At 36.2% G+C, this 24,750-nt stretch carries 16 protein-coding genes, 2 tRNA genes and 2 rRNA genes; 7 read left to right on the top strand and 13 right to left on the bottom strand.

Annotated elements, in window-relative coordinates; genetic code table 11:
- Positions 1 to 68 precede the first annotated feature (68 nt).
- From AC2DZ0_RS05165 to AC2DZ0_RS05220, 12 genes are all read right to left on the bottom strand, one after another.
- Positions 69 to 2,898: ribosomal RNA gene (locus tag AC2DZ0_RS05165) — 23S ribosomal RNA — on the bottom strand.
- Between the two features lie 287 nt (positions 2,899 to 3,185).
- Positions 3,186 to 3,259: transfer RNA gene (locus AC2DZ0_RS05170), tRNA-Ala, on the bottom strand.
- Positions 3,260 to 3,365: 106 nt separating this feature from the next.
- Positions 3,366 to 3,439, bottom strand: a tRNA-Ile gene (locus AC2DZ0_RS05175).
- A gap of 95 nt (positions 3,440 to 3,534) precedes the next feature.
- Positions 3,535 to 5,058, bottom strand: a 16S ribosomal RNA gene (locus AC2DZ0_RS05180).
- The 16S and 23S rRNA genes sit together here with 2 tRNA genes alongside, the layout of an rRNA operon.
- 606 nt (positions 5,059 to 5,664) lie before the next feature.
- Positions 5,665 to 7,650 carry a glycosyltransferase family 39 protein gene (locus tag AC2DZ0_RS05185; RefSeq protein WP_484644110.1) on the bottom strand — a complete coding sequence of 662 codons (1,986 nt, stop codon included), beginning with the start codon at positions 7,648 to 7,650 and terminating at the stop codon, positions 5,665 to 5,667.
- Between the two features lie 105 nt (positions 7,651 to 7,755).
- Entirely contained in the window at positions 7,756 to 10,344 is a 2,589-nt protein-coding gene (locus tag AC2DZ0_RS05190; RefSeq protein ID WP_484644111.1) for a carbohydrate-binding protein, read from the bottom strand.
- 308 nt (positions 10,345 to 10,652) lie between these two features.
- Positions 10,653 to 11,900, bottom strand: coding sequence for a hypothetical protein (locus tag AC2DZ0_RS05195; protein ID WP_484644112.1), 1,248 nt, complete (start codon positions 11,898 to 11,900; stop codon positions 10,653 to 10,655).
- 261 nt (positions 11,901 to 12,161) lie between these two features.
- Entirely contained in the window at positions 12,162 to 13,028 is an 867-nt protein-coding gene (locus AC2DZ0_RS05200; protein WP_484644114.1) for a pirin family protein, read from the bottom strand.
- Between the two features lie 72 nt (positions 13,029 to 13,100).
- A complete protein-coding gene (locus tag AC2DZ0_RS05205; protein WP_484644115.1) occupies positions 13,101 to 13,538 on the bottom strand; it encodes a MarR family winged helix-turn-helix transcriptional regulator in 438 nt (145 codons plus the stop codon).
- Positions 13,539 to 13,544: 6 nt separating this feature from the next.
- Positions 13,545 to 14,075: an NADPH-dependent FMN reductase gene (locus AC2DZ0_RS05210; protein ID WP_484644117.1), complete on the bottom strand. Its 531-nt coding sequence runs from the start codon at positions 14,073 to 14,075 to the stop codon at positions 13,545 to 13,547.
- A gap of 3 nt (positions 14,076 to 14,078) precedes the next feature.
- Complete coding sequence (locus AC2DZ0_RS05215) at positions 14,079 to 14,489, bottom strand: OsmC family protein (protein WP_484644118.1); 411 nt, start codon at positions 14,487 to 14,489, stop codon at positions 14,079 to 14,081.
- On the bottom strand, positions 14,489 to 14,842 hold the full coding sequence (locus AC2DZ0_RS05220; protein WP_484644119.1) for a DoxX family protein: 354 nt from the start codon (positions 14,840 to 14,842) through the stop codon (positions 14,489 to 14,491). Before AC2DZ0_RS05220 ends, AC2DZ0_RS05215 begins: the two co-directional genes overlap by 1 nt.
- Before the next feature lie 134 nt (positions 14,843 to 14,976).
- Between AC2DZ0_RS05220 and AC2DZ0_RS05225 the strand changes: the two genes are divergently transcribed.
- The 7 genes from AC2DZ0_RS05225 to AC2DZ0_RS05255 all read left to right on the top strand — a co-directional run bounded on the left by AC2DZ0_RS05225 (position 14,977) and on the right by AC2DZ0_RS05255 (position 23,139).
- The gene (locus AC2DZ0_RS05225; protein ID WP_484491955.1) at positions 14,977 to 16,605 is read left to right on the top strand and encodes an acyl-CoA carboxylase subunit beta; all 1,629 of its coding nucleotides are present in this window, start codon (positions 14,977 to 14,979) and stop codon (positions 16,603 to 16,605) included.
- Positions 16,606 to 16,813: 208 nt separating this feature from the next.
- Entirely contained in the window at positions 16,814 to 18,910 is a 2,097-nt protein-coding gene (gene pta, locus AC2DZ0_RS05230; RefSeq protein WP_484644121.1) for a phosphate acetyltransferase, read from the top strand.
- Positions 18,910 to 20,097 carry an acetate/propionate family kinase gene (locus AC2DZ0_RS05235; RefSeq protein WP_484644123.1) on the top strand — a complete coding sequence of 396 codons (1,188 nt, stop codon included), beginning with the start codon at positions 18,910 to 18,912 and terminating at the stop codon, positions 20,095 to 20,097. Before pta ends, AC2DZ0_RS05235 begins: the two co-directional genes overlap by 1 nt.
- A gap of 27 nt (positions 20,098 to 20,124) precedes the next feature.
- Positions 20,125 to 20,475 carry a cupin domain-containing protein gene (locus AC2DZ0_RS05240; RefSeq protein ID WP_484644124.1) on the top strand — a complete coding sequence of 117 codons (351 nt, stop codon included), beginning with the start codon at positions 20,125 to 20,127 and terminating at the stop codon, positions 20,473 to 20,475.
- 3 nt (positions 20,476 to 20,478) lie between these two features.
- Entirely contained in the window at positions 20,479 to 20,868 is a 390-nt protein-coding gene (locus tag AC2DZ0_RS05245; RefSeq protein ID WP_484644125.1) for a group III truncated hemoglobin, read from the top strand.
- Between the two features lie 165 nt (positions 20,869 to 21,033).
- A complete protein-coding gene (locus AC2DZ0_RS05250; protein ID WP_484491960.1) occupies positions 21,034 to 21,750 on the top strand; it encodes a YebC/PmpR family DNA-binding transcriptional regulator in 717 nt (238 codons plus the stop codon).
- A gap of 156 nt (positions 21,751 to 21,906) precedes the next feature.
- Positions 21,907 to 23,139 carry a metallophosphoesterase gene (locus AC2DZ0_RS05255; protein WP_484644127.1) on the top strand — a complete coding sequence of 411 codons (1,233 nt, stop codon included), beginning with the start codon at positions 21,907 to 21,909 and terminating at the stop codon, positions 23,137 to 23,139.
- Here AC2DZ0_RS05255 and AC2DZ0_RS05260 read toward each other — a convergent pair whose 3' ends face one another.
- Positions 23,140 to 24,612 carry a hypothetical protein gene (locus AC2DZ0_RS05260; protein ID WP_484644129.1) on the bottom strand — a complete coding sequence of 491 codons (1,473 nt, stop codon included), beginning with the start codon at positions 24,610 to 24,612 and terminating at the stop codon, positions 23,140 to 23,142.
- Positions 24,613 to 24,750: the final 138 nt, after the last annotated feature.

A 24,750-nucleotide genomic window follows, 5' to 3' on the forward strand; every position in this document is an offset into this window, starting at 1 on the left:
CTATAATAATTGAGTAATAGAATGTATAAAGAGTTTCCCTCCCGCTAGTTGCCTAGCGGAAGTTCTTTGTACAAAAGCCTATGGGTTATTAGTACTACTTGGCTATGACATTACTGCCTTTACACCTATAGCCTATCAACGTGGTAATCTTCCACGACCCTTTAAAGAAATCTCATCTTGTGGTGGGTTTCGCGCTTATATGCTTTCAGCGCTTATCCCTTCCCAACGTAGCTACTCTGCAATGCCCTTAGCAGAACAACAGATACACCAGAGGTTAGTCCAACTCGGTCCTCTCGTACTAGAGTCAGATCCACGCAAATTTCTAACGCCCGCTACAGATAGAGACCGAACTGTCTCACGACGTTCTGAACCCAGCTCGCGTGCCACTTTAATGGGCGAACAGCCCAACCCTTGGGACCTTCTCCAGCCCCAGGATGTGACGAGCCGACATCGAGGTGCCAAACCCCCCCGTCGATGTGAGCTCTTGGGGGAGATCAGCCTGTTATCCCCGGAGTACCTTTTATCCTTTGAGCGATGGCCCTTCCATGCGGAACCACCGGATCACTATGCTCTTGTTTCCAACCTGATCGACTTGTTAGTCTCGCAGTCAAGCACCCTTATGCCATTGCACTCTACGCACGGTTACCAAGCGTGCTGAGGGTACCTTTAGAAGCCTCCGTTACTCTTTTGGAGGCGACCACCCCAGTCAAACTACCCACCAAGCACTGTCCCCTTCGCAGGGTTAGGCTCTAGACAAGCAAAGGGTGGTATTTCAAGGACGACTAACATACGCCTGGCGACGCATGATCGATGTCTCCCACCTATCCTACACATTACTTATCCAAAGTCAATACTAAGCTATAGTAAAGGTTCACGGGGTCTTTTCGTCCCGTAGCGGGTAATCGGCATCTTCACCGATACTACAATTTCACCGAGCTCATGGCTGAGACAGTGTCCAGATCGTTGCACCATTCGTGCAGGTCGGAACTTACCCGACAAGGAATTTCGCTACCTTAGGACCGTTATAGTTACGGCCGCCGTTTACTGGGGCTTCATTTGAGAGCGTCGCCGAAGCTAACTCCTCCACTTAACCTTCCAGCACCGGGCAGGTGTCAGGCCCTATACATCAACTTTCGTTTTAGCAGAGCCCTGTGTTTTTGATAAACAGTCGCCTGGACCTATTCACTGCGGCCCATCATAGATGGGCGCCCCTTCTCCCGAAGTTACGGGGCGATTTTGCCTAGTTCCTTAGCCATGAATCACTCGAGCACCTTAGAATTCTCTTCCCAACCACCTGTGTCGGTTTAGGGTACGGGCTGCTTCACTCGCTTTTCTTGGAACTCGCTTCGCTGTATTATCACCTTGACCGAAGTCTCAGTGTACTATCGGGGTGTTACCACTCCCTTCAACGTACTATTCTGTCAGTACGCAACAACTATACGAATCCGTCACTTTTAACGTGAGCAGGTACTGGAATATTAACCAGTTGTCCATCGACTACCCCTTTCGGGTTCGCCTTAGGTCCCGACTAACCCTCAGCTGATTAGCATCGCTGAGGAAACCTTGGTCTTTCGGTGGGCGGGTTTCTCACCCGCCTTATCGTTACTTATGCCTACATTTTCTTTTCTAGACGCTCCAGCATTCCTTACAGAACACCTTCAACGCAACTAGAATGCTCCCCTACCACTTATGATAAATCATAAATCCATAGCTTCGGTAATATACTTATGCCCGATTATTATCCATGCTCGATCGCTCGACTAGTGAGCTGTTACGCACTCTTTAAATGAATGGCTGCTTCCAAGCCAACATCCTAGCTGTCTATGCAATCGAACCTCGTTAGTTCAACTTAGTATATATTTGGGGACCTTAGCTGATGGTCTGGGTTCTTTCCCTCTCGGACATGGACCTTAGCACCCATGCCCTCACTGCTGTGTATATTTATTAGCATTCGGAGTTTGTCAGGAATTGGTAGGCGGTGAAGCCCCCGCATCCAATCAGTAGCTCTACCTCTAATAAACTAAACCACAACGCTGCACCTAAATGCATTTCGGGGAGTACGAGCTATTTCCTGGTTTGATTGGCCTTTCACCCCTACCCACAGGTCATCCCAAGACTTTTCAACGTCAACGGGTTCGGTCCTCCACTGTATGTTACTACAGCTTCAACCTGCCCATGGGTAGATCACCAGGTTTCGCGTCTACTACTACTAACTATACGCCCTATTCAGACTCGCTTTCGCTACGGCTGCGTGACTGAATCACTTAACCTTGCTAGAAACAGTAACTCGTAGGCTCATTATGCAAAAGGCACGCCGTCACACAGTAAATGTGCTTCGACCGCTTGTAGGCGTACGGTTTCAGGATCTCTTTCACTCCCTTACTTAGGGTTCTTTTCACCTTTCCCTCACGGTACTAGTTCACTATCGGTCTCTCAGGAGTATTTAGCCTTACCGGATGGTCCCGGTGGATTCATACAGGATTACTCGTGTCCCGCACTACTCAGGATACCACTATCAATAATTAATTTTACCCGTACGGGGCTATCACCCTCTATGGCCAAACTTTCCAGTTTGTTCTGATTCAATTAACATCAAATATCGTGGTCCTACAACCCCAAACTTGCCGAAACAAGCTTGGTTTGGGCTAATCCGCGTTCGCTCGCCACTACTAACGGAATCACTATTGTTTTCTCTTCCTCCGGTTACTTAGATGTTTCAGTTCACCGGGTTCGCCCTCCTTGCGGAGTAACATGTCTTCAACATGCTGGGTTGTCCCATTCGGAAATCTTCGGATCAATTCTTATGTGCAAATCCCCGAAGCTTATCGCAGCTTATCGCGTCCTTCATCGCCTCTGAGAGCCTAGGCATCCGCCATACGCCCTTACTTAGCTTTTTGTACTTTTTGCTCTTTTATTCTATTATTTGTATAATGTAAATAGTATCAGAAACAAAGTATTACTACCTGTCCTAAACTAAATACCTTCTACGGTTTGCATGCTATGCATGCCTCTATTTGTATTATAGCTCGTTATTAATTTTAGTTTTTCTAAAATATAACTTCTAATATCATACGATATCAGTATTTCAATATGTCAATGAACTCTTTGCAATAAACAATTCTCAAATAACAAATAACAATTATAAAATTGCTAATTGTCAACTGGTAATTGTCAATTGACTTTTGTGGAGAATATCGGAGTCGAACCGATGACCTCCTGCGTGCAAGGCAGGCGCTCTAGCCAGCTGAGCTAATCCCCCAAAATTACTAGTAGCTAGTATTGGGTAGTTAGTCGTTAGACTTCTAACGAATACTCAACTTCTAAAATTTCCTATATGTTATATACCTAACTCTTTTTAAAAAAAGTAGTCTCGGGCAGACTCGAACTGCCGACCTCTACATTATCAGTGTAGCGCTCTAACCAGCTGAGCTACGAGACTCTGTTTCTTTTAGTCTTGTATATAATATAAAATTGAACAGCAATTAAAGAATTAAACAATTCTTAATTTTCATAACCTAACATCTCTTTCTCTAGAAAGGAGGTGTTCCAGCCGCACCTTCCGGTACGGCTACCTTGTTACGACTTAGCCCTAGTTACCAGTTTTACCCTAGGCGGCTCCTTGCGGTGACCGACTTCAGGCACTCCCAGCTTCCATGGCTTGACGGGCGGTGTGTACAAGGCCCGGGAACGTATTCACCGCATCATGGCTGATATGCGATTACTAGCGATTCCAGCTTCACGGAGTCGAGTTGCAGACTCCGATCCGAACTGTGATATGGTTTGTAGATTCGCTCCCTGTCGCCAGGTGGCTGCTCTCTGTCCATACCATTGTAGCACGTGTGTAGCCCAGGACGTAAGGGCCGTGATGATTTGACGTCATCCCCACCTTCCTCACGGTTTGCACCGGCAGTCTCTTTAGAGTCCTCAGCTTAACCTGTTAGCAACTAAAAATAGGGGTTGCGCTCGTTATAGGACTTAACCTGACACCTCACGGCACGAGCTGACGACAACCATGCAGCACCTTGTAAGAAGTCCGAAGAAATAGCTATCTCTAGCTAATGCATCCTACATTTAAGCCCTGGTAAGGTTCCTCGCGTATCATCGAATTAAACCACATGCTCCACCGCTTGTGCGGGCCCCCGTCAATTCCTTTGAGTTTCAATCTTGCGACCGTACTCCCCAGGTGGGACACTTATCACTTTCGCTTAGTCACTGAGATAAATCCCAACAACTAGTGTCCATCGTTTACGGCGTGGACTACCGGGGTATCTAATCCCGTTCGCTCCCCACGCTTTCGTCCATCAGTGTCAGTATACTCGTAGTAGACTGCCTTCGCAATCGGTATTCTGTGTAATATCTATGCATTTCACCGCTACACTACACATTCTATCTACTTCCAAGTAACTCAAGACTAACAGTATCAAAGGCAGTTCCATAGTTGAGCTATGGGATTTCACCTCTGACTTATTAGTCCACCTACGGACCCTTTAAACCCAATGATTCCGGATAACGCTCGGACCCTCCGTATTACCGCGGCTGCTGGCACGGAGTTAGCCGGTCCTTATTCATATAGTACCGTCAAGCTCTTACACGTAAGAGTGTTTCTTCCTATATAAAAGAAGTTTACAACCCATAGGGCAGTCTTCCTTCACGCGGCATGGCTGGATCAGAGTTGCCTCCATTGTCCAATATTCCTCACTGCTGCCTCCCGTAGGAGTCTGGTCCGTGTCTCAGTACCAGTGTGGGGGATCTCCCTCTCAGGACCCCTACCTATCGATGTCTTGGTAAGCCGTTACCTTACCAACTAACTAATAGGACGCATAGTCATCTTGTACCCATAAATGTTTAATAACTAAATGATGCCATTCAGTTATACTATGAGGTATTAATCCAAATTTCTCTGGGCTATCCCTCTGTACAAGGTAGATTCTATACGCGTTACGCACCCGTGCGCCGGTCGTCAGCAGAAAAGCAAGCTTCTCCCTGTTACCCCTCGACTTGCATGTGTTAAGCCTGCCGCTAGCGTTCATCCTGAGCCAGGATCAAACTCTTCATCGTTATTTTTTTTAGTCACCAAAGTGACTTATTTTTATACGATACTAGCTTACTCTAATCAGAATTCGTGTTACTAAAAACACGTAATTTAATCTTTAATTTTACGCTGTCAATTTCAATATTTTCAATGAACGTCAGATCACAGATCTGGTTTGTTTCTTTTTCTCTAACAACGCTTGGCGTGTTAGCGGCTGCAAATCTAAAACCTTTTTTCGTTATAAAAAAATAAAATTTAATTTATTTTTTAAAACTCTTAATCTTAAATTTCACCAGCATTTTAAAGAACTCTTCGCATCCCAAAACAACAATAGCTGTTTTCCTTAGCGGATGCAAAACTAGATCTTTTTATCCTTACAACAATGAAAAAAATCGCTTTTTTTGAAATTATTTTATTCCCAAAACCTACATCACTTAAAACATGCAGTTTAAAACAAAATCTTTTTTACATAAATAGAAACAATACTTGAAACTATAACCGATTTACTTAATAGTATCAGCATGTAAACACCGAAAAACGCAAACATGAAACTTTACAAAAAAATCCACCCTTTATTACAAAAGGTGGATTCCATCTATTTTTTTTAAATATCTTAAACTTTGATTTTAATTTTATTGTTTTGAAAAATTAAACCCGTAAAGAATAAAGCCTTTTTCTTTCTCCTTATTTGCGGACAAATCTTTATTGTAAAAAAACTGAACAAGGTTATTACCCTCTACAAAATATTTTTCATCAATAGCTATTGAAAACAACTGAGGTTTATTCATAACTGTGTTTTTCTTCAATTTCAATCTAAACTTTCTATTTAAAATCATCGCCGCTTCCTGGTCACTGTCTATATTTTCGGATACCAAATTAATTTTTAAGTTTTTTTTGTCATTAATATATACATTGTATTCTGCTGAAAAGTGAGCAACATCACTCTTACCAAGATCTTCTACAATTACTTGATATCTGGGGACTTTTTTAGATTTATCCCAAGCAAAAACCTGTACTCCCCCATCAATAGTTCCATTTTTATGATATCTCATATGACTAAAAACCCATTTCCTGGCTTCATCAGAAGTCAATTTATTCCTAAAATAGGATTGATCTGCTAATAACCAACCTCGATCATTCTCTTTATAAAGCTTTTTAATGGTATTCATATTTCTACCAAATTCTGAATACTTATTGCTTATTGGGTAATTTTTAAATTGCTTCGCTTTCCTATCATAATACACTTGTCGAAACTGAATTACACTATCTCCTAAATAATACTTCCCCGAATTTACATGCGTTGCAAAAACAACATCTCCCTCCTTTTTAAAATGATTTACATAGCTTGACGCATATTTATAATCCATAAAATACCATTGCGACAATCGTTTATCCACCAAATTTCCAGATTTTAATTTTACCGTAACTAGACTGTAAATCTCTCTGTACTTTACCTGACCTAGAAATAGTATCACAACAAAGAAGGTCATTGATAAAAACCCTTTGTTAGTTTTTAATATTTCAAACTTAGACGAAATAAAAAAACAAAACTCATACACAAATACCCCAATAAACAAATGAACTAAAGGCAATAAGTAAACAAAGTACCTAGGTGCAAAAGCCTCTCTAAACACAAAACTCATCAATATAAATGGGACGAAAAAAAATGAAGACAAGTACAAGGTAGATTTAAATTTCTTAACAAATCCCCAAACAACACCTATTGCTGCAAACACTAAAAGAACGATCCCAACTTCATACAGCAATACATCCTTATATACCCCAAAGACCTTATAAGGAGAAGTTTCCCATAAATACCCCAACCTTGCAAGATCTGGCACTATCCAATCAACAATTTCTTGATGTAATAATAAATTAAGAACAGACCTCGTAAAATTTAAAAATGCCGGACTAACAAGCAACAGCAAAATAACAAATAGAGAAAACAAGCCTACATAACGATATTTTATAACATTCTTCTCTGATTTTACAAAATAAGTTTTTAGCCCCATTACCCCTAAATAAAAAGACAATGCAAAAAGCGAGACAAAGACCAATTGATGGCTTAAAAAAGCAAGTGTAAATGAAATTATTACATAGATTAAAGAGGGTACATCAATATTTAACTTCCTCAAATACTTGTTTTTTGTGGTAATTTCTTTCGGCTCTATAAACAAGTACAAACACAACAAAAACCAAAGAAAGAAAAATTCGAAAAACGAATAATTACGAAGCACCCTACTCCAATAAATCAAAATTAATGAGGATACATTTAAAAATGCAGCTATGACTCCTACATATTTATTATACACTTTTTTCCCTAAACGATAAACCATATACACACTAAGGGAGCCAAAAATAACGCTCGGTAAACGAGCTACTATTACAGAGGTAGAGATAAACTTGAAAACAGGTAATAATATGAGCGTATACAAAACTCCATTATTGTCCCCTGGAAACAACTCACCAGTTCCCTTTAAAAATTTCAATGCCGTATTATAAAATACAAATTCATCCCCCCAAATTGCCAAATCTGCAACAAACAAATACCTCAATAAAAATCCTACTACCAGCAATACTGCTATTATTCGACTTTCTTGCTTTTGAAAAACTCTCATTAAACCATTTATTTGATTGTGAATTGCGAAAGTATTATAATATTTCTAAAACAAAAAAGTCCGAGTTTATAAAACCCGGACTTGTCTTTAGAGTTCGCTACAACTTTAGTGCTGTATCATTATTCTTTTAACGGTCCTCTTATTTGATTTTGATATAACCTCAACAAAATACACTCCAGTATTTAAATCACTTACATCAATTGGAGCAAAATATTTATTGCTATTTAGAACAACTGAACCTGCAGAGTTCATAATTCGAACAGACAAAACCGACTCTGAACTTTCAATAAATAGAAAATCACTAACAGGATTTGGAAACATTTTTATTGAAAAAACATCTGTATCCAACTCATTTTTCAAAACTTTCGCAGTTTTACTTAAGGTAGAACTGGTAGTTAATATAAATTTATCCATATTCCATTGCCAATTATCCGCTCCTGAAGCAATAATTTTCAAAACATGTTGTCCTGAGGACAAATAGGCGCTATCTTCCGCCTTTAATCTTTGAAAACTCCCCCAAGAACCAACATTTATAACAGCGTCTTTACTTATCAAAACACCATCTATATAAATACTTATTTCAGCATTTGACATCGGAGTTGCAACATCATATAATATATGATATACAGCAGCTTCTTCAATCATTACGTTATATATAGCTTCGTCATTTTTATTTACATAATTCACCAACGTTGCTGCTTTATTCATTCCAAAAGGTACCAAACCATCATTAAAAGTTCCTGTAGTTGAAGAAAAACTCTCTGCCTCAATTACAATCTCTGCAGAAACAGGAGCTGATATGCCACCAATTTTGTTTAAAACGATTTTATCTAGATTCCATTGCCAACTATTACTACCAGAAGCAACTATTTTTACCTGATGTACACCTGCCGTTAATGAAATATTATTTGCACCTTGCAAATCTTGATAATCACTCCAAGAATCATTATTCAACACAGTATCAACATTAAGCAAAATACCATCCACATACATAGAAACCTCAGCATTATTTTGAGGTGTCGCTATTTTATAAATAACACTGTACTCACCAGACACAGAAACATTCAAATTATACTCTGTATAATCTTGTGCATTTACAAAATTTATAATTGAACTTCCTCTATTTACGCCATAAGGCACTGAGCCATCATTAAAGGTTCCTCCCGTAGTGACAAAGGACTCCGCTTCTAAAACTAAACTCTCAGCATCACCGTTTGCAACAGTAATGGTACTTGTTGACATAAAACCACCATCAGTACTTTTTACAGTTATAACTGCAGTACCTATTGAGTTAGCCGAAACAACACCGCTTTGATTAACAGAGGCAATTATTGGATTACTAGAAGTAAATGTCATCGTTTTATCTGCTGCACTTGAAGGACTCACGGCTCCTGTTAAATATCCTTGATTTCCTGGCTCTAAACTTAACGTAGCCGGACTTACAGAAACCCCCGTTACGGATTCGGTAGCAACAGGTTTGTAAACACGTACCCAATCCACCTTCATTTCATTTTTACTCGTATTATTTAAATCTTGTGTAGTTGGAGCATGGTCATTCGCTAACCAAGATTGGGATTCAAAATTTATAATGATATCCATTTCCTTATTAAACCCAGTTCCATTCTGATAATTTCCAGGATCGATAACATTAATTCCATTAGAAGCATTGTTCGCCGCCTGTAATTTGGAAAAATCATATGTTGTAGATGTTCCATGAACGGTAACATCTGAATAGCCATTTACCTCTGTGGGTCTTCCACCAATATTCGCTCCCCACTGATCCGTCGTTCCTGCTGGATTTATTGAATTATAATAGGTATACTTCCAAGTACCATTAAAATTAGTAGCAATCGCATTTTGATACATTACTCTAACAATCTCTCCATCAATATAGTATTCAAAATGATTTGGAGTTATCCAGTACACACCTAATCGAAGATACCTTCTGTTACCACCATTCCAAGCCCAAGCTCCCCATCCTCCTGAGGCATCAGAAACTCTTGAGTCTGGCCACCAGCTATTTATATCTCTAGGCTGATAATCATGAAAGGGGTTTCTAATAAATGAATGATGACTGATATGAGTAAATTGTCTAAACCAGGGTGTACTACCATAATTTTCTATTATATCAATTTCTTGAGTGTCATCTGGACTTAATAACCAAAAACATGAAGCTAAGTTGATGTTTGCGACACTAATTGCAGACTCTACAAAAACAGGATATTTAACTCTATTATTTGAAGTGACACAACCTAAGTTCACTCCCTCATATTCTTTACCCATTTTAAAAGCTTCTGTTGCTCCTGGATATGGGTATTGAGGATTTGATTGGTTATTTTTATCCCATCTCGAACCACGTAAAACTAGATTATCTCCATCTACTTTTACATGATCATTTTTCCAATATGTCACTCCTGGTCCATCCCATTGATTGTGGTAAAAATTATACCATTTGTTACTTCCAAAATTCGTCTGATAATTAACAGCATCGAAGCTATAATTAAAATCATCTGATACATTTTCTTGGAGACTCCATGTTTTTCCGGAACCAGCATTGGCAGGAACTACAATCCCAGACCATTCCTGAGATTGAACGGAAAATACGACGATAAAAAATAAGGCTGAAAGAATTGTGTTTTTAAAGTACCTATATTTAAGATTGTCTAAAATAATTGATTCGGTTGTTTTTTTCATTTTTTCAATAATTTGGTTAGTTTAGTTACCAACAAAACTATATCAAATTTTATCTTGTTTATATGCTATTTTAACCCTTTGCTAGACAAGACATAAATGTCTAGTTAAAATCCCCTATAAAACATGCGCTGAATAAGATGATGTCAAGTTTTTATAAAAACTTGACATCACAAAATCAATAAAGCATCTCCACTGAAAAGAACAACATCTGAATAATGGCACATAAAATTTCATCATAAAAAAAGCCCGAGATTATATCTCGGACTTAAGATTAAAAAGGAATATTTTGTACTAGGATACATTATTCTTTAATCAAAGAGTACCTTTTTTGAAATCGTCCCCAAATTAGTAGTTGCAACAACAATATATACTTTTGCTTTGTCAAAGTTAAATTCAAATTTTTCGTTTGACTCAACCACCTTAGATGCTATTAATCTCCCCAATAGATCAGTTATTCTAATATCACCTGAATTACCATCAATACGAACACATTCGTTCGACACAACAAGAGAGTTCTTATTTAATTCAACATTTCTAACGGAAGCCGTTTCCGGTAAACTTTTCGTTAACACATAATCGTCTACATAGAATATAGTCCTATTCTCACCATCATTAGTAACGGTCAACCTTAAATAAACTGTCCCTCCTCCAGTATCATCAGAGATAAACAGAGGTGTTGTTATTTCTACCCAGTCGGATGCATTAGTTACATTTGTTGTGATTCCAGTAGCTACTTTAACATTATCTACAAACAACTCTGCAGTAAAATCTGCGGCAGGTGACTCATCCGCCACCTTCACCCAAATACTCCCTTGGTATTCCATTGATACCGCCTCTCTAACATATCGATAATTAGGATTTTGTTGAAAATATGGAGATACAGATGTAGTCGTACATTTAATAGAGTTATTACCATTCCTTTTTACCGATGTTTCTCTCTCCATGGGATTGATTCCGCTTTTCTGATAAATTTGAGTTTGCGGTGTTGTCTTACTGTTCCCCATAAAGTCAATTTCCATATCACCGTTTACTGTTAATGGGTTTTGAACAAGTTCAGCAGTATCATAATGAATAATATCGTTAGCAATAGGGTTATCAATTTGAACACGCACACTTTCTTCTGAGACAGGTGTATATTTTGTCATTAATACTTTATGCCAAGAGTTTATATACTCCGCATTACTCCAAACCATTGCCGAACCTCCAGCAATATTTGAAGTACCGTCAGAACTCACTAGTCTGAGAGCAGTTCTATCATTGAGTGCAGTTGGTTTTACCCACACTGTAAAATAAGTAGCCAAGCTAGTTGATAAAACACTTACAGTTTCGTTTAACAATTCACTATTTGGACTTCCTGCACTGCTCGTAAAAAGTACACCATTAGCCCCAGTATAAGCATCACCATCAGCTGAAGTTCCCAAATTGACATTCCAATTTGTAGGTACCCCACCTGAACTTGTTTCAAAATCTTGATTTAACAAAACGTGATTCGTTTGTGCACCAATATATACTGGTATTAAAATCATTAATAGTCTAAAGAGTAATTTTGTTCTCATAATTAATAGTTTAATTAGTTAAAGAACAATTTTACTGACAACAACCTAAGAATCGATAAATATAGACTCTACAATAAATTGACAAAAATCTTTTAATTGCATTGCCAAAAACAATCAACTCTAGACACAGCCCCTACAAAAAACAACTCAACACAGTATATATCAGACTATTTTACTTTTTTTTAGTTTTTAATATTTCATCTAAAAAAAAGCCTAGGTTTAACACCTAGGCTTTTATAATCATTTTTATTTCCTTTTCACTTACTCAAGAACTCCCATTTTACCAGATTGATAATCCAGCATGGCTTGATGAATTTCTTCCTGGGTATTCATTACAAACGGACCGTATGTGGCTACCTTTTCTTTCAAAGGCTCACCGGTCAAAATAATAAATTCGCTTTTACTATTTGCTACTATAGAAATACCTTCTCCTTCTCCAATAAATGTTAGCATTCGATTTGCCTCTTCATTTAAAGGCTCCGAACCATTTACTGTAAGTTGACCACTAATCAAGTAAATAAGAGCATCGTGACCTGTTTCTATCTCAATTTCTTTTTGAGCCTGCTCATCCGCATAACCCCACAACATATTTATTGGCGTTTGAGTTTCAATTTTCCCCGTTTTCCCTTCAAAACTTCCTGCAACCACTTTTAAAATCAACTTCTTATCAGCACTTCTAACCGATGGCATATCTTCTCCTTTCACATGTTGATACGCTGGATCCATCATTTTATGAGAAGCTGGCAAGTTTAACCACAATTGAATACCTTCCAATTTACCTCCTTTCGCAACAAATTCTTTCGTTGGCCCTTCTGCATGAATGATTCCCTTTCCCGCAGTTGTCCATTGCACATCTCCACCAGCTACAACACTATTATTCCCTAAAGAATCCCTATGAAGTTGCTCTCCTTGAATCAAGAAGGTTATCGGTTCAAAACCTCTATGCGGGTGAGGCCCTAAATCAAACGGATTGCTTTCTGGGCTTATATCATAAGGCCCGTAATGATGTAACAAAATAAACGGATCTACATCATTAATTTGAAAACTTGGCAAGGGCTGTCTTAATCGTATTGGCCCCATGTTTACAAAATTGCTTTTACTTTTTGCTTTTATATTTTTAAGTTTCATGTCTATATTTTTATAATTGATTCCTAAATATGTCTCTTTATCACATCATATTTCTCTTAAAAACTGCAAATTCTACCTAATCTTATCTAATAACAGATTGAGTTGTTCTGCCTCAGCTTCTGTTAATTTATTCATTGTTGCTCCCACTCCATCCATTTTTATATCCTGTAACATTTTCAATCCCAAATCCGCGATCTGAACGTAAACAACACGTCTATCATTTTCACAACGTACACGTTCTATCAGATTCTTTGCACAAAGCTTATCCATCAACCTTGTTGTATTCGGAGATTTTTCAATCATCCTATCCTTTACGGTCTGTACTGTTACCTTTTCTTTTGCTCCACGTAATATTCTTAATATATTATATTGCTGAACACTAATTTTAAAAGGCTTCAATACATGGTTTGATTTCCCCTCAATCCAATTAGCAGTGTATTTAATATTAATCAAAGCCTTTACATGTTCTGACGGAAAAGTAGAGTTAATATCTTTGGCTAAATCTCCCATATAATTTTAAATTGCGTTTTGAAATTTTGTTATTTCTTTTTCTAAGGCTTCTTTCAGTTCCACATTCACAACCTCACCTTCTTTAAAGTTTTCAAAGAAAGACGGAAAAGCCATACTTCCTGTAACTTTCGCTCCTAAATGAGGAAAACTGTTTACTGCGATTTGTAAAACCGTTTGTCCACCTCTACCTCCTGGAGAAGTCGCCAATAACAGTACTGGTTTTTCTCTCCATACCTTACCATTAATTCTACTCAACCAATCGAAAGCATTCTTAAATGCTGCTGAATAAGCACCGTTATGTTCTGCAAGTGAAACAACAAAACCATCAGCCCAATCAAAAACACCACTCAACCTTTTGGCTTCTTCATGTATTCCATTCTCTGTCTCTAAATCTATTCCATATAATGGCAAATTAAATTCATTAAGATCTACAATGGTAAGCACGACTTCTTCTAACTGTTCCGCCGCATATGTTGCCAATGTTTTGTTTATAGAAATTTTACTGTTGCTTCCTCCTATTACTATAATATTTTTCATATTTTAATTTTTTATTTTTCTAATTATTTCTGTCGGGTTATTCACCATTTGCGCTACAGGACAACTTTTAGCCCGTTCCTTAAGTGCCATTAATTGTTCATGAGAAATTTTATTTTCTATTGAAATTTCTTCATGAATCTTCTTTACAATTCCCTTTTGCGTCAGTTTCGTTTCCTCTGTAACCTCCACAATAATCTCTCCCAAATCCCACTCCATTTTATCGGCATAAGTTCTAAGTGTGATGGCGACACACCCTCCAATTGCAGCTAAAAAAAACTCAACTGGTGTAGGCCCCGTCCCACTACCTCCTTTTAATTTTGGTGTGTCAATTACATAAGAAAAGTTCCTACTACGTACTTTGGCCTTAAAATTCTCCGTACTAAGAGCTACTTTAGAACTTGGTTTTACTTTCATTAAGCCAATCTTTTTCTAAAAACATAAGAAACAATCAACAAAATCATAGCCATCAAAGCTCCATAAAACTCACCATCTTCAACAGAACGGTGTGCACCAATTGCTAATAAAAAATTAAAAAAGAAACCTGTGTATGCCCACTCTTTCACTGTTTCCCACTTTGTCAGGGTAATCACTGCAATACCAGATAACTTAAAAAAGGCCAATGGATAAATAATGTATGTTGGAAAACCTAAATTCAAAAAAGTTTCACTAATCATTGCATTGTTAAAGACATACATCCCAGACGACATTAACATCATTAAAGACAACAACCCCGTTGCAACCCAAAAAATAATTTTATTTGTTTTCATATTATAAAGTTTTAATTACAGTACAAATGTAATAAAAATATTTTTATTTACCATGGTAAATAAAACCAAGGTATATAAAAAATGATATTTAACTACATTTTTGTACTTTAGCCGCGCAAAAATCAGCAATACTAATGGATATAAAATTCAACGCAAACGAAGATTCTAACAGACTTCTTTCAACAGATTTAAAGAAAAAACTTTTAAAAGTTTATGAAGGTGGTGGAAAAAAACGTATTGCTAAAATTCATGCAAAAGGAAAACTTACTGCACGTGAACGCATTAGCTACTTATTAGATAATGATGCGAATGCAATAGAGATTGGAGCTTTTGTTGGTGAAGATATGTACGAAGAACACGGCGGATGTCCGTCTGGAGGTGTAGTAGTAAAAATAGGGAAAATAAAAGGGATGCAATGCATCGTAGTTGCAAATGACGCTTCTGTAAAAGCTGGGGCTTGGTTCCCTATTACTGCTAAGAAAAACTTACGTGCACAAGAAATTGCCATGGAAAATAAAATTCCTATTATCTACTTGGTTGACAGCGCTGGGGTATACCTTCCTTTACAAGATGAAATTTTTCCTGATAAAGAACACTTTGGACGAATTTTCAGAAACAATGCTATAATGAGCAGTATGGGTATTACTCAAATTTCTGCGGTAATGGGAAGTTGTGTTGCTGGAGGAGCCTACTTACCAATTATGAGTGATGAAGCCTTGATTGTTAACAAAACGGGAAGTATTTTTTTAGCAGGTAGTTATCTTGTAAAAGCAGCTATTGGTGAAAGTATTGACAATGAAACTTTAGGAGGAGCAACTACTCATTGTGAGATTTCAGGTGTTACCGATTACAAATCTAAAGACGATAAAGACGCCTTGGATACCATCAAAAACATCATTGACAAAATAGGAAGCTCAGAAAAAGCAGGTTACAACAGAAAAGAAGCGCTATTACCGAAGGAAAATCAAGAGGATATATTTGGAATTTTACCAAAATCAAGAGCGGACCAATATGATATGAATGAGATTATCAAAAGATTGGTTGATAACTCTGAATTTGAGCCTTACAAAGAAGAATTTGGTAAAACCATTATTTGTGGATATGCACGTATTGACGGATGGGCTGTTGGAATTGTAGCAAACCAGAGAAAAGTGGTAAAAACTGCAAAGAAAGAAATGCAGTTTGGTGGAGTGATCTATTCAGATAGTGCTACTAAGGCAACTCGTTTTATTTCTAACTGCAACCAGAAAAAAATCCCACTAGTCTTTTTACAAGATGTTACAGGATTTATGGTTGGTAGTAAATCTGAGCACGGAGGGATTATAAAAGATGGTGCAAAAATGGTAAATGCAGTAAGTAACTCTGTAGTACCTAAATTTACTGTGGTAATTGGTAACTCTTACGGAGCAGGAAACTATGCCATGTGCGGTAAAGCCTATGATCCTAGATTAATTTGTGCTTGGCCGAGTGCGAGACTAGCGGTAATGGGAGGAACACAAGCTGCTAAAGTATTATTACAAATGGAAACAGCTTCACTTAAAAGTCAAGGAGAAGTAATTACTCCTGAACGTGAGGCTGAAATACTAAAATCTATTGAGGAAAAATATGACAAACAAACATCTCCATATTATGCAGCCGCAAGACTCTGGACAGATGGAGTCATCAACCCATTAGACACCAGAAAATGGATTAGTACAGGAATCGATATAGCAAACAACGCACCTATTGAAAAACAATTTAATCTTGGTGTTATTCAAGCTTAAATTGGTTTGAAAACAAAATTAAAAAAGGTCAATACTAAAAAGTATTGACCTTTTTTATTCCCTCAAAATAAGAACAACATAAAATAGTTTCCATAAATACCCTAATAATAGTTTACAGATTATGATATGCATCATAAAAATAATAAAGACTCAGTTTTATTTTTGAAGTCGAATATTTTGTAAATTCGAATCACAAAACACACAACGGATGAGTAAAGCTATTTATATTGCTACGATAGAGTCACACACTGGAAAATCATTAGTTTCACTGGGACTTTTAAGAATGATGTTAACGAAATCGATTAAGGTAGGATATTTTAGACCTATCATTAACGATACTGAAAGTGGACATTTTGACAACCACACTAAAACCGCTATTAATTTTTTCAATTTAGATTTAAAATTATCTGACTGCTATGCCTACAAGCAAAGTGAAGTTTTGAAATTATTAAGCAAAGGAAAGGTTGACGAAGTTATCCAAACGGTGATTGAAAAATATAAAAACCTAGAAGAACGGTTTGATTATGTACTTGTAGAGGGAACTGATTTCTCTGAAGAGGGTAGTTTTCTAGAACTCGATCTAAATCTTGCAATTGCCAAAAACCTAGGAATACCTTGTGTTATTGTGGGATCTGGAAAAAACAAAACCACGGATGAGTTTATCAACAGTATGGAAATCACCTACAAAGCTTTCAAAAGAAAAGAGGTGGATATACTTGGTTTGATTGCAAATAAAGTTAAACTTGATGATAGAGATTTAGTTGCTACAGAACTTCAAAAAGTAATCCCAACCGTGATCCAAATAGATGTAATCCCTGAAAGTCTTTATTTAGAAAACCCAACGGTAAAAGAAATTAATGAAGCCCTTGAAGGAAAGGTTTTATTTGGTGAACAATTTATTGACAATACCATTGGTAGCTTTAGTTCAGGTGCCATGCAGTTGAGAAACTACTTGACCCGTATTAAGGAAAACGCTTTGGTGGTAACACCAGGAGATAGAGCCGATATTATTCTAGGAGCATTGCAAGCAAATGCATCCTCTAACTATCCAAAAATTGCAGGACTTATTTTAACGGGTGGTTTGTTGCCTGAAGCATCGATCCTCAAATTGATAGAAGGAGTGCAATCTACCGTTCCAATTATTTCTGTTCAAGGAGGTACTTTTAGCACTACAAATAAAATTGGAGCCGTAAAATCAAAAATATATTCAACCAATTCAAAAAAAATACTGCTAGCATTGGATACTTTTGATTCTTATGTAAATGCAGAGGGAATAGCCAATATTCTTACACAATATAATTCAGAAAGAATTACTCCGAACATGTTTCAGTACAACCTGATGCAAAGAGCAAAACTAAACAGAAAACATATTGTGTTACCAGAAGGAAATGACGATAGAATAATACAAGCAGCTGCTCGTTTGCAATTATTAGATATTGTTGACCTTACTATTTTAGGAGACAAAAGTACTATCCAATTAAAATGTGACCAATTAGGACTTCAAATAGATTTGGATAAAATCAATATTCTAAACCCTGAAGATTCCATTAACAACAAAGAATTCTCTCAAACTTTATATGAAGCTCGCAAACATAAAGGCATGACGGAAACAACGGCCAATGACCTTGTTAAAGATGTATCATATTACGGAACCATTATGGTTATGAAAGGAATGGCAGATGGAATGGTTTCTGGTGCAGCACATACCACTCAGCACACCATAAAACCTTCGCTTCAACTCATAAAAACAAAACCAGGAGTTTCCGTTGTATCCTCTGTCTTCTTTATGTGTTTACCTGATCGTGTTTCTGTTATGGGAGATTGCGCTGTAAATCCAAACCCAAATGCAGAACAATTGGCTGAAATCGCTATTAGTTCTGCTCAATCCTCAGAAGCTTTCGGAATCAATGCAAGAGTAGCAATGCTATCTTACTCTTCTGGAAGTTCTGGAAAAGGGGAACAAGTTGAAAAAGTTAGACTTGCAACTGAAATCGTATCTAAAAAACATCCTGAATTAAAAATTGAAGGACCTATACAGTACGATGCCGCTGTTGATATGAACGTTGCAAAAAGTAAAATGCCGGATTCAAAGGTAGCCGGACAAGCTTCGGTACTAATTTTCCCTGATCTAAACACTGGTAATAATACCTATAAAGCAATACAAAGAGAAACAGGCGCATTGGCAATTGGACCTATGCTGCAAGGGCTTAACAAACCTGTTAACGATTTGAGTAGAGGCTGTACAGTTGATGATATTTTTAACACTGTTTTACTAACCGCAATACAAGCAAACCAAGAATCATAATGAATATATTAGTACTGAATGCAGGATCTTCATCGTTAAAATACCAATTGATTTCAATGCCTTCTCAGCAAGTAAAGTGTGTTGGTTTGGTAGAAAGGATTGGAATGGATGATGCAATTTTCACACATGAAAAAGAAAACCAGAAACATAATGAAGTCTGCCCTATTCCTGATCACTCTATCGCATTAAAAAAAGTGGAAGCTGCGTTAATGCATACCGATTATGGAGTGTTAAAAAATGTTGATGAAATTGATGCTGTGGGTCACAGAGTTGTTCATGGAGGAAGTAAATTTGCAAATACCGTTGTTGCTACTGAAGAAGCTAAAAAAAATATCAAAGAATTGTTTGCCCTCGCTCCTTTACACAACCCTGCTAACTTAACAGGAATTGAAGTAGCGGAGCATATTTTTACGAACGCAACGCAAACTGTAGTTTTTGACACAGCCTTTTTCCAAACAATGCCCCAAGAAGCATATCAGTATGCTATTCCAAAAAAATATCTAGAGGAAGATCAAATTAGAGCCTATGGTTTTCATGGAACAAGTCATAAGTATGTTTCTGAACAAGCGATTGAGCATTTAGGAGAAAACTCTAAGAACATAATTACCATACATTTAGGAAATGGTTGTAGTATATCAGCAATTAAAGATGGTAAATGTATTGAGCACTCCTTGGGATTAGGGCCTACAAGTGGTTTGGTAATGGGAACGAGAGCTGGAGATGTAGATTTATCCGTTGTAATACACTTACAAAAGAAGTTTGGAAAAACAGCAGATGAAGTAAACCATATTCTACAAAAAGAATCTGGAATGAAAGGTTTAACTGGCCATTCTGACCTAAGAGATATAGGAAACTTAGCTGCTGAAGGAAATGAAGATTGTATCAATGCCTTGAATTTAGCAGCGCATCGAATTAAAAAGTATATTGGTTCCTATACAGCAATATTAAATGGTCTTGATGCAATTGTTTTTACAGCAGGTATTGGAGAAAACTCAAGTTTAATGCGTGAATTGAGCTGCAAAGGAATGGATTATTTAGGAATTGAACTCGACACTGACAAAAACAATACACGCGCTAAAGGAATTCGAGAAATTCAAAATACTAAAAGCAAGGTTAAAGTTTTAATCATTCCTACCAATGAGGAAATTGAAATTGCAAAACAGACCTACGAACTTTTACAGAATTAAAACATTTTTCTCCACAAAATCATTCAAATGGAAATTACATCATTCAACAACGAATTAGAATTTGAAGACAAAGTTAAAACGAAAGTAATTTTAGAAACTGATTTTTCAAAAGAGATTCGTATTCTAATGAAGAAAGGACAGGTTATGAAAGAGCACAAAACCAAATTTCCAATTATTGTGCATGTCCTTGATGGATTGGTTGATTTTGGAGTAAAAGGAAAAGTACATTCCTTTAATTCAGGGGCTATCATCAGTCTTGAAGCTAATGTACCGCACGATTTATTCGCTCAAGAAAATAGTATTGTTCGATTAACATTATCAAAGCAAGATACTATCAATAGAGTTGAGCAGGTTATTCATGGAATTGAAACAAAATAAATCATGAAAGCAATTGAATCTAGAAAAGATATAGCATTATTGGTCCATAACTTTTATGATAAAATTAGAACCGAAGCAACCTTAGGTCCAATCTTTAACAAGCATATCCCTGAGAATAGTTGGCCAGAACACGTAGATAAACTTACTGATTTTTGGGAAACAAATCTATTTGGCATCCCAAAATTCAAAGGAAGTCCGACCATGAAACATATCAATGTTGACAAAAACTTACACCACAAAGTAGATCAAGTTCATTTTGGGTTGTGGTTGCAGCTTTGGTTTGAAACTATAGATGAACTCTACTCAGGGGATGTAGCAACCAAAGCAAAGGAAGCATCCAGACGCATGGCTCATGGTCAATTTATGGCTATTTGGAATCATAGACCGAAATAATTTTAATAGAAGTATTCTAGTTGAAATAAAAGTATTTGTAGAAATTTTCTCCCCTCCTAACCTATAATAATTGACAACCATCAAGTATAAATAAAAGTTGTAAACTAGGGCAGTAATTTTTACATTTGCTTCACAAATTTTAACAGAAGTAAATTACATTTAGAAATGGGTAGAGCATTTGAATTCCGTAAAGCAAGAAAAATGAAACGTTGGTCAGCAATGGCCAAAACTTTTACACGTATTGGAAAAGATATCGTGATGGCTGTAAAGGAAGGTGGACCAAACCCTGACACCAACTCTAGATTAAGAGCTGTAATGCAAAATGCAAAGGCAGCAAATATGCCTAAGGACAATGTAGAACGTGCGATTAAGAAAGCAACAGATAAAGACACAGCTAATTACAAAGAAGTTTTGTTTGAAGGTTACGCACCTCATGGAATTGCAATTGTTTGCGAAACGGCAACCGATAATAACAACAGAACGGTAGCCAATGTACGTGCCGCATTTAATAAATGTAATGGAACATTTGGAACTTCTGGGTCTGTAATTTTTATGTTTGACCATACTTGTAACTTTAGAATAAAATCTGAAGGTATTGATATTGATTTAGAAGAGTTAGAATTAGAATTAATGGACTTTGATGTAGAAGAAGTATTCCAAGATGAAGACGGAATCTTAATATATGGTCCGTTTGAACAATTTGGTGCCATTCAAGGATATCTTGAAGAACATAATTTAGAAATACTTTCTTCTGGTTTTGAGAGAATCCCAACTACAACTAAAAAACTCGGAGAAGCTGAACAAGCAGAAGTAGAAAAATTATTAGAAAAATTAGAAGAAGATGATGATGTTCAAAATGTTTATCATTCTTTAGAGATGTAATATACTTCTATCAAGATAAAAAAACCGCTTTTCAAAAAAAAGCGGTTTTTTTATGGGTAAAATTCGTCAAATATTGACTCATTTCCGTCAAACTTAAATTTATACTCCAAAAAAAATGTAGTTTTACCCAACTACAATTTTAACGGCATTATTTGTATGAAAAAAATACTTTTTACACTACTACTTCCAATTCTTTTTGCTTTTACAACTTTCATGAATAATAACACCCCTGAACAACCTTTATTGCTCAGAGAACCTTATTTACAAATGGTAAGAGAAAAATCGGCAACAATTACATGGAAAACAAATAATATTGCGGAGAACTGCTATGTTGAAATACATAAAGAAAAATCGGATAAGACAATACGAGTTTCGGGATCACTGAGCCTGCATGAAAATAATAAGTTTAATGAAGTCGTACTTGACAAACTCAAACCTAACACAAAATATTATTACAGTATTTACTCTAACGGTTTTAAATTAGCTAGTGGTGAAGATTATTATTTCATCACAAACCCAAAAGGGAAAAAAAATGCATTTAGTTTCTATGCATTAGGTGATATCGGAGCCAAATTACCTCAAAGTTTTGCAGACGAGCCTGCGAAGCGTATTGAAAATTTAAAAAACAAACCTAATTTTGGGTTGGGGTTAGGAGATATCGTATATGCAAAAGGAGAAAGTAAATTTTACGACAAACAATTGTTTGAGCCATTTCAAGAAGTCTTCAAAAATATTCCGTTTTATCCAGTCCCAGGGAATCATGATTGGTATTCGGACCCAGAACACAATTTTGAAAAAGAATGGTCATTACCAAATAACGAACATTATTATAGTTTTTCATATTCTAACGCACTTTTTATTGGTCTAGATTCCTCTAAAGGACAGTTCTACAATTACAAAGAGCAATTAAAATGGCTACAAAAAACACTAGAATCTAATAAGGGAAAATTTGATTGGACCATCGTCTATTTACATCACAATGGAAAAACATGCTCGTACAAACCCAACTATGAGTCTGTCATTTCTATATACAACATTCTTGCAGACTACAATGTAGATATACTTTTAAACGGACATGCACATACTTATGAGAGATTGAAGCCGTATAATGAAAACGGCGACATAGATCCTGAAATTAAGAATCAATCCTCTTACAAAAAATTAGACAAAAGCTTTATTTCTATTACCGTGGGAGCAGGTGGAAAATTGAATAAAAAATGGAGTCCTGATCCAAATGATATAAAAAACTGTGAAGATGGAAGCATCGTGGCACATTTTGAACATGTACCTAGTTTTTCTTTAATTTCCATCGATGGGAATACATTAAAATTTGAAGGTATCAACTCTATTAGTGGTAAAAGTTTTGACAGCTTTATCATCACCAAATAATTATCGTAACAAGTCTAAACAAGCAGTATACAATTCTTTTTTATCTATTTTTGATTTTATCCATGCATAAAAACAAAGAATAAAAACATCTTCTGTTTTGGTGTCTTGGTTTATCAAATCATTCACTTTTCCCTTAAAAGAGTCATTTTCGACACAGGAATTATCTTTGTAATAAACAGTAATCAATTTGACAAATTCAAGAACCCGAGCCTCATTTTTATTTTTGAGTAAACTTTTATGTTTTTTTCTAAAACTCATTAATCTTACTTGAAACAGATCGTAAGAATCCTGTTCTAGAAGCAACAATAGTTCAATTAAATTTTTCTGAATAACCCAAAGAGTCCCTACTTTTTGAGTATACCAAACATCACTATGGTAAAATTCCGAATAAACTCTGTAAGCCTCAAGAATTTCTCCTTTAAAAAATAAAACAACAATTCTTGCTAGTAATAGATCATAATATTCTTCTGTTTTAGAAATTTCCTTAGGCAAATCATCTAAAGTAATTAATGCCACGTCTATTCTATTTGAAAAAAGTGCTATTAAAACTTTCAATAACTTATATTTTAAAACAAAATGATTGTAATACCCCCCTTTCTTTAGCAACATATGAGCGTGCATTTCCTCCAAATATTTATTGGAAGCCTCGAAATTTCTAGTCCTAAAATTAAAGTTGGCTAAATAGAATAACAACTGTATTTTTTCAGGAAGATAACGCTCTACTTCTATATTTTTTTTCTCTATTTCAGCCATCATGTTCTCAACATAAGACCATAATTTGATGTGTTTACCTGTGACATGGGCCACTGTATTGAACACCTCTATAATCTTTATCAATGCTACAAAGTGCAATCCATTAGAAGCAGTAATGGCAAATTTTTCTAAATTATATTCTAACACCTCTTCGGGACTTGCATTAGTATTTTCCAACTCGTATTGAATTGTTGCATAAAACAATTGCAAATTCTCTTGCTGCTGTAACTGCAATTTATTTTTCTCAAAATCCTGTTTCACGTCGGAAAAATGATACACCTTGGATTTATGTAAATTTTGCATTTTAAGCAGATAAATCTCCTGTAACAACAGAAAGAGGTCATGCTTCTGAGCTTTTAATTCCGCCTTCTTTAAGGTCTTAAATGCAAGTTCAGTTCTATTACATAAAAAAAAATACTTACTAGCTTCCAATAGTTTTGAAACAAAAGTTTCATTGGAATTTCCCTTAGAGAAATTATCACTTGCAATAAACTCAATCAAAGAATCATGCAGTCTTTTATTTATGGCGTGATAAGCACCTTTGTTAGATGCACCATACAGAGCAATATCCATAGGTTTGTCCTCTTTACCATGCGATAACATTAAAAATAATTCTATATTCTTAACATCTCCCCTTCTGTTCTTTTTCTTTAGAATCGATAGAAACTCTTTTTTCTGATCTAAAGAAAATGTGTCAATAATGGTTTTATTTATATTCATTATATCGTAAGTTTAAGAAATCTAAATATAACAAAATAGGTCAATATAATTATTTTTAAACATATTAAATCGTAAGTTTTTCACCTAAATAGAATTTACAATTCATTAAATGTCAGGCATCTTTGCATCAGTATTAAC

It is taken from the genome of Flavicella sp. IMCC45668 (assembly GCF_057219105.1).

Bases quoted from the DNA above. Each gene is read 5' to 3' on its own strand.
- AC2DZ0_RS05255 (WP_484644127.1), top strand. From the start codon at position 21,907: ATGAAAAAAATACTTTTTACACTACTACTTCCAATTCTTTTTGCTTTT.
- AC2DZ0_RS05235 (WP_484644123.1), top strand. From the start codon at position 18,910: ATGAATATATTAGTACTGAATGCAGGATCTTCATCGTTAAAATACCAA.
- AC2DZ0_RS05195 (WP_484644112.1), bottom strand. From the start codon at position 11,900: ATGAGAACAAAATTACTCTTTAGACTATTAATGATTTTAATACCAGTA.
- AC2DZ0_RS05225 (WP_484491955.1), top strand. From the start codon at position 14,977: ATGGATATAAAATTCAACGCAAACGAAGATTCTAACAGACTTCTTTCA.
- AC2DZ0_RS05215 (WP_484644118.1), bottom strand. From the start codon at position 14,489: ATGAAAGTAAAACCAAGTTCTAAAGTAGCTCTTAGTACGGAGAATTTT.
- pta (WP_484644121.1), top strand. From the start codon at position 16,814: ATGAGTAAAGCTATTTATATTGCTACGATAGAGTCACACACTGGAAAA.
- AC2DZ0_RS05260 (WP_484644129.1), bottom strand. From the start codon at position 24,612: ATGAATATAAATAAAACCATTATTGACACATTTTCTTTAGATCAGAAA.
- AC2DZ0_RS05205 (WP_484644115.1), bottom strand. From the start codon at position 13,538: ATGGGAGATTTAGCCAAAGATATTAACTCTACTTTTCCGTCAGAACAT.
- AC2DZ0_RS05245 (WP_484644125.1), top strand. From the start codon at position 20,479: ATGAAAGCAATTGAATCTAGAAAAGATATAGCATTATTGGTCCATAAC.
- AC2DZ0_RS05250 (WP_484491960.1), top strand. From the start codon at position 21,034: ATGGGTAGAGCATTTGAATTCCGTAAAGCAAGAAAAATGAAACGTTGG.
- AC2DZ0_RS05210 (WP_484644117.1), bottom strand. From the start codon at position 14,075: ATGAAAAATATTATAGTAATAGGAGGAAGCAACAGTAAAATTTCTATA.
- AC2DZ0_RS05240 (WP_484644124.1), top strand. From the start codon at position 20,125: ATGGAAATTACATCATTCAACAACGAATTAGAATTTGAAGACAAAGTT.
- AC2DZ0_RS05185 (WP_484644110.1), bottom strand. From the start codon at position 7,650: ATGAGAGTTTTTCAAAAGCAAGAAAGTCGAATAATAGCAGTATTGCTG.
- AC2DZ0_RS05200 (WP_484644114.1), bottom strand. From the start codon at position 13,028: ATGAAACTTAAAAATATAAAAGCAAAAAGTAAAAGCAATTTTGTAAAC.
- AC2DZ0_RS05190 (WP_484644111.1), bottom strand. From the start codon at position 10,344: ATGAAAAAAACAACCGAATCAATTATTTTAGACAATCTTAAATATAGG.
- AC2DZ0_RS05220 (WP_484644119.1), bottom strand. From the start codon at position 14,842: ATGAAAACAAATAAAATTATTTTTTGGGTTGCAACGGGGTTGTTGTCT.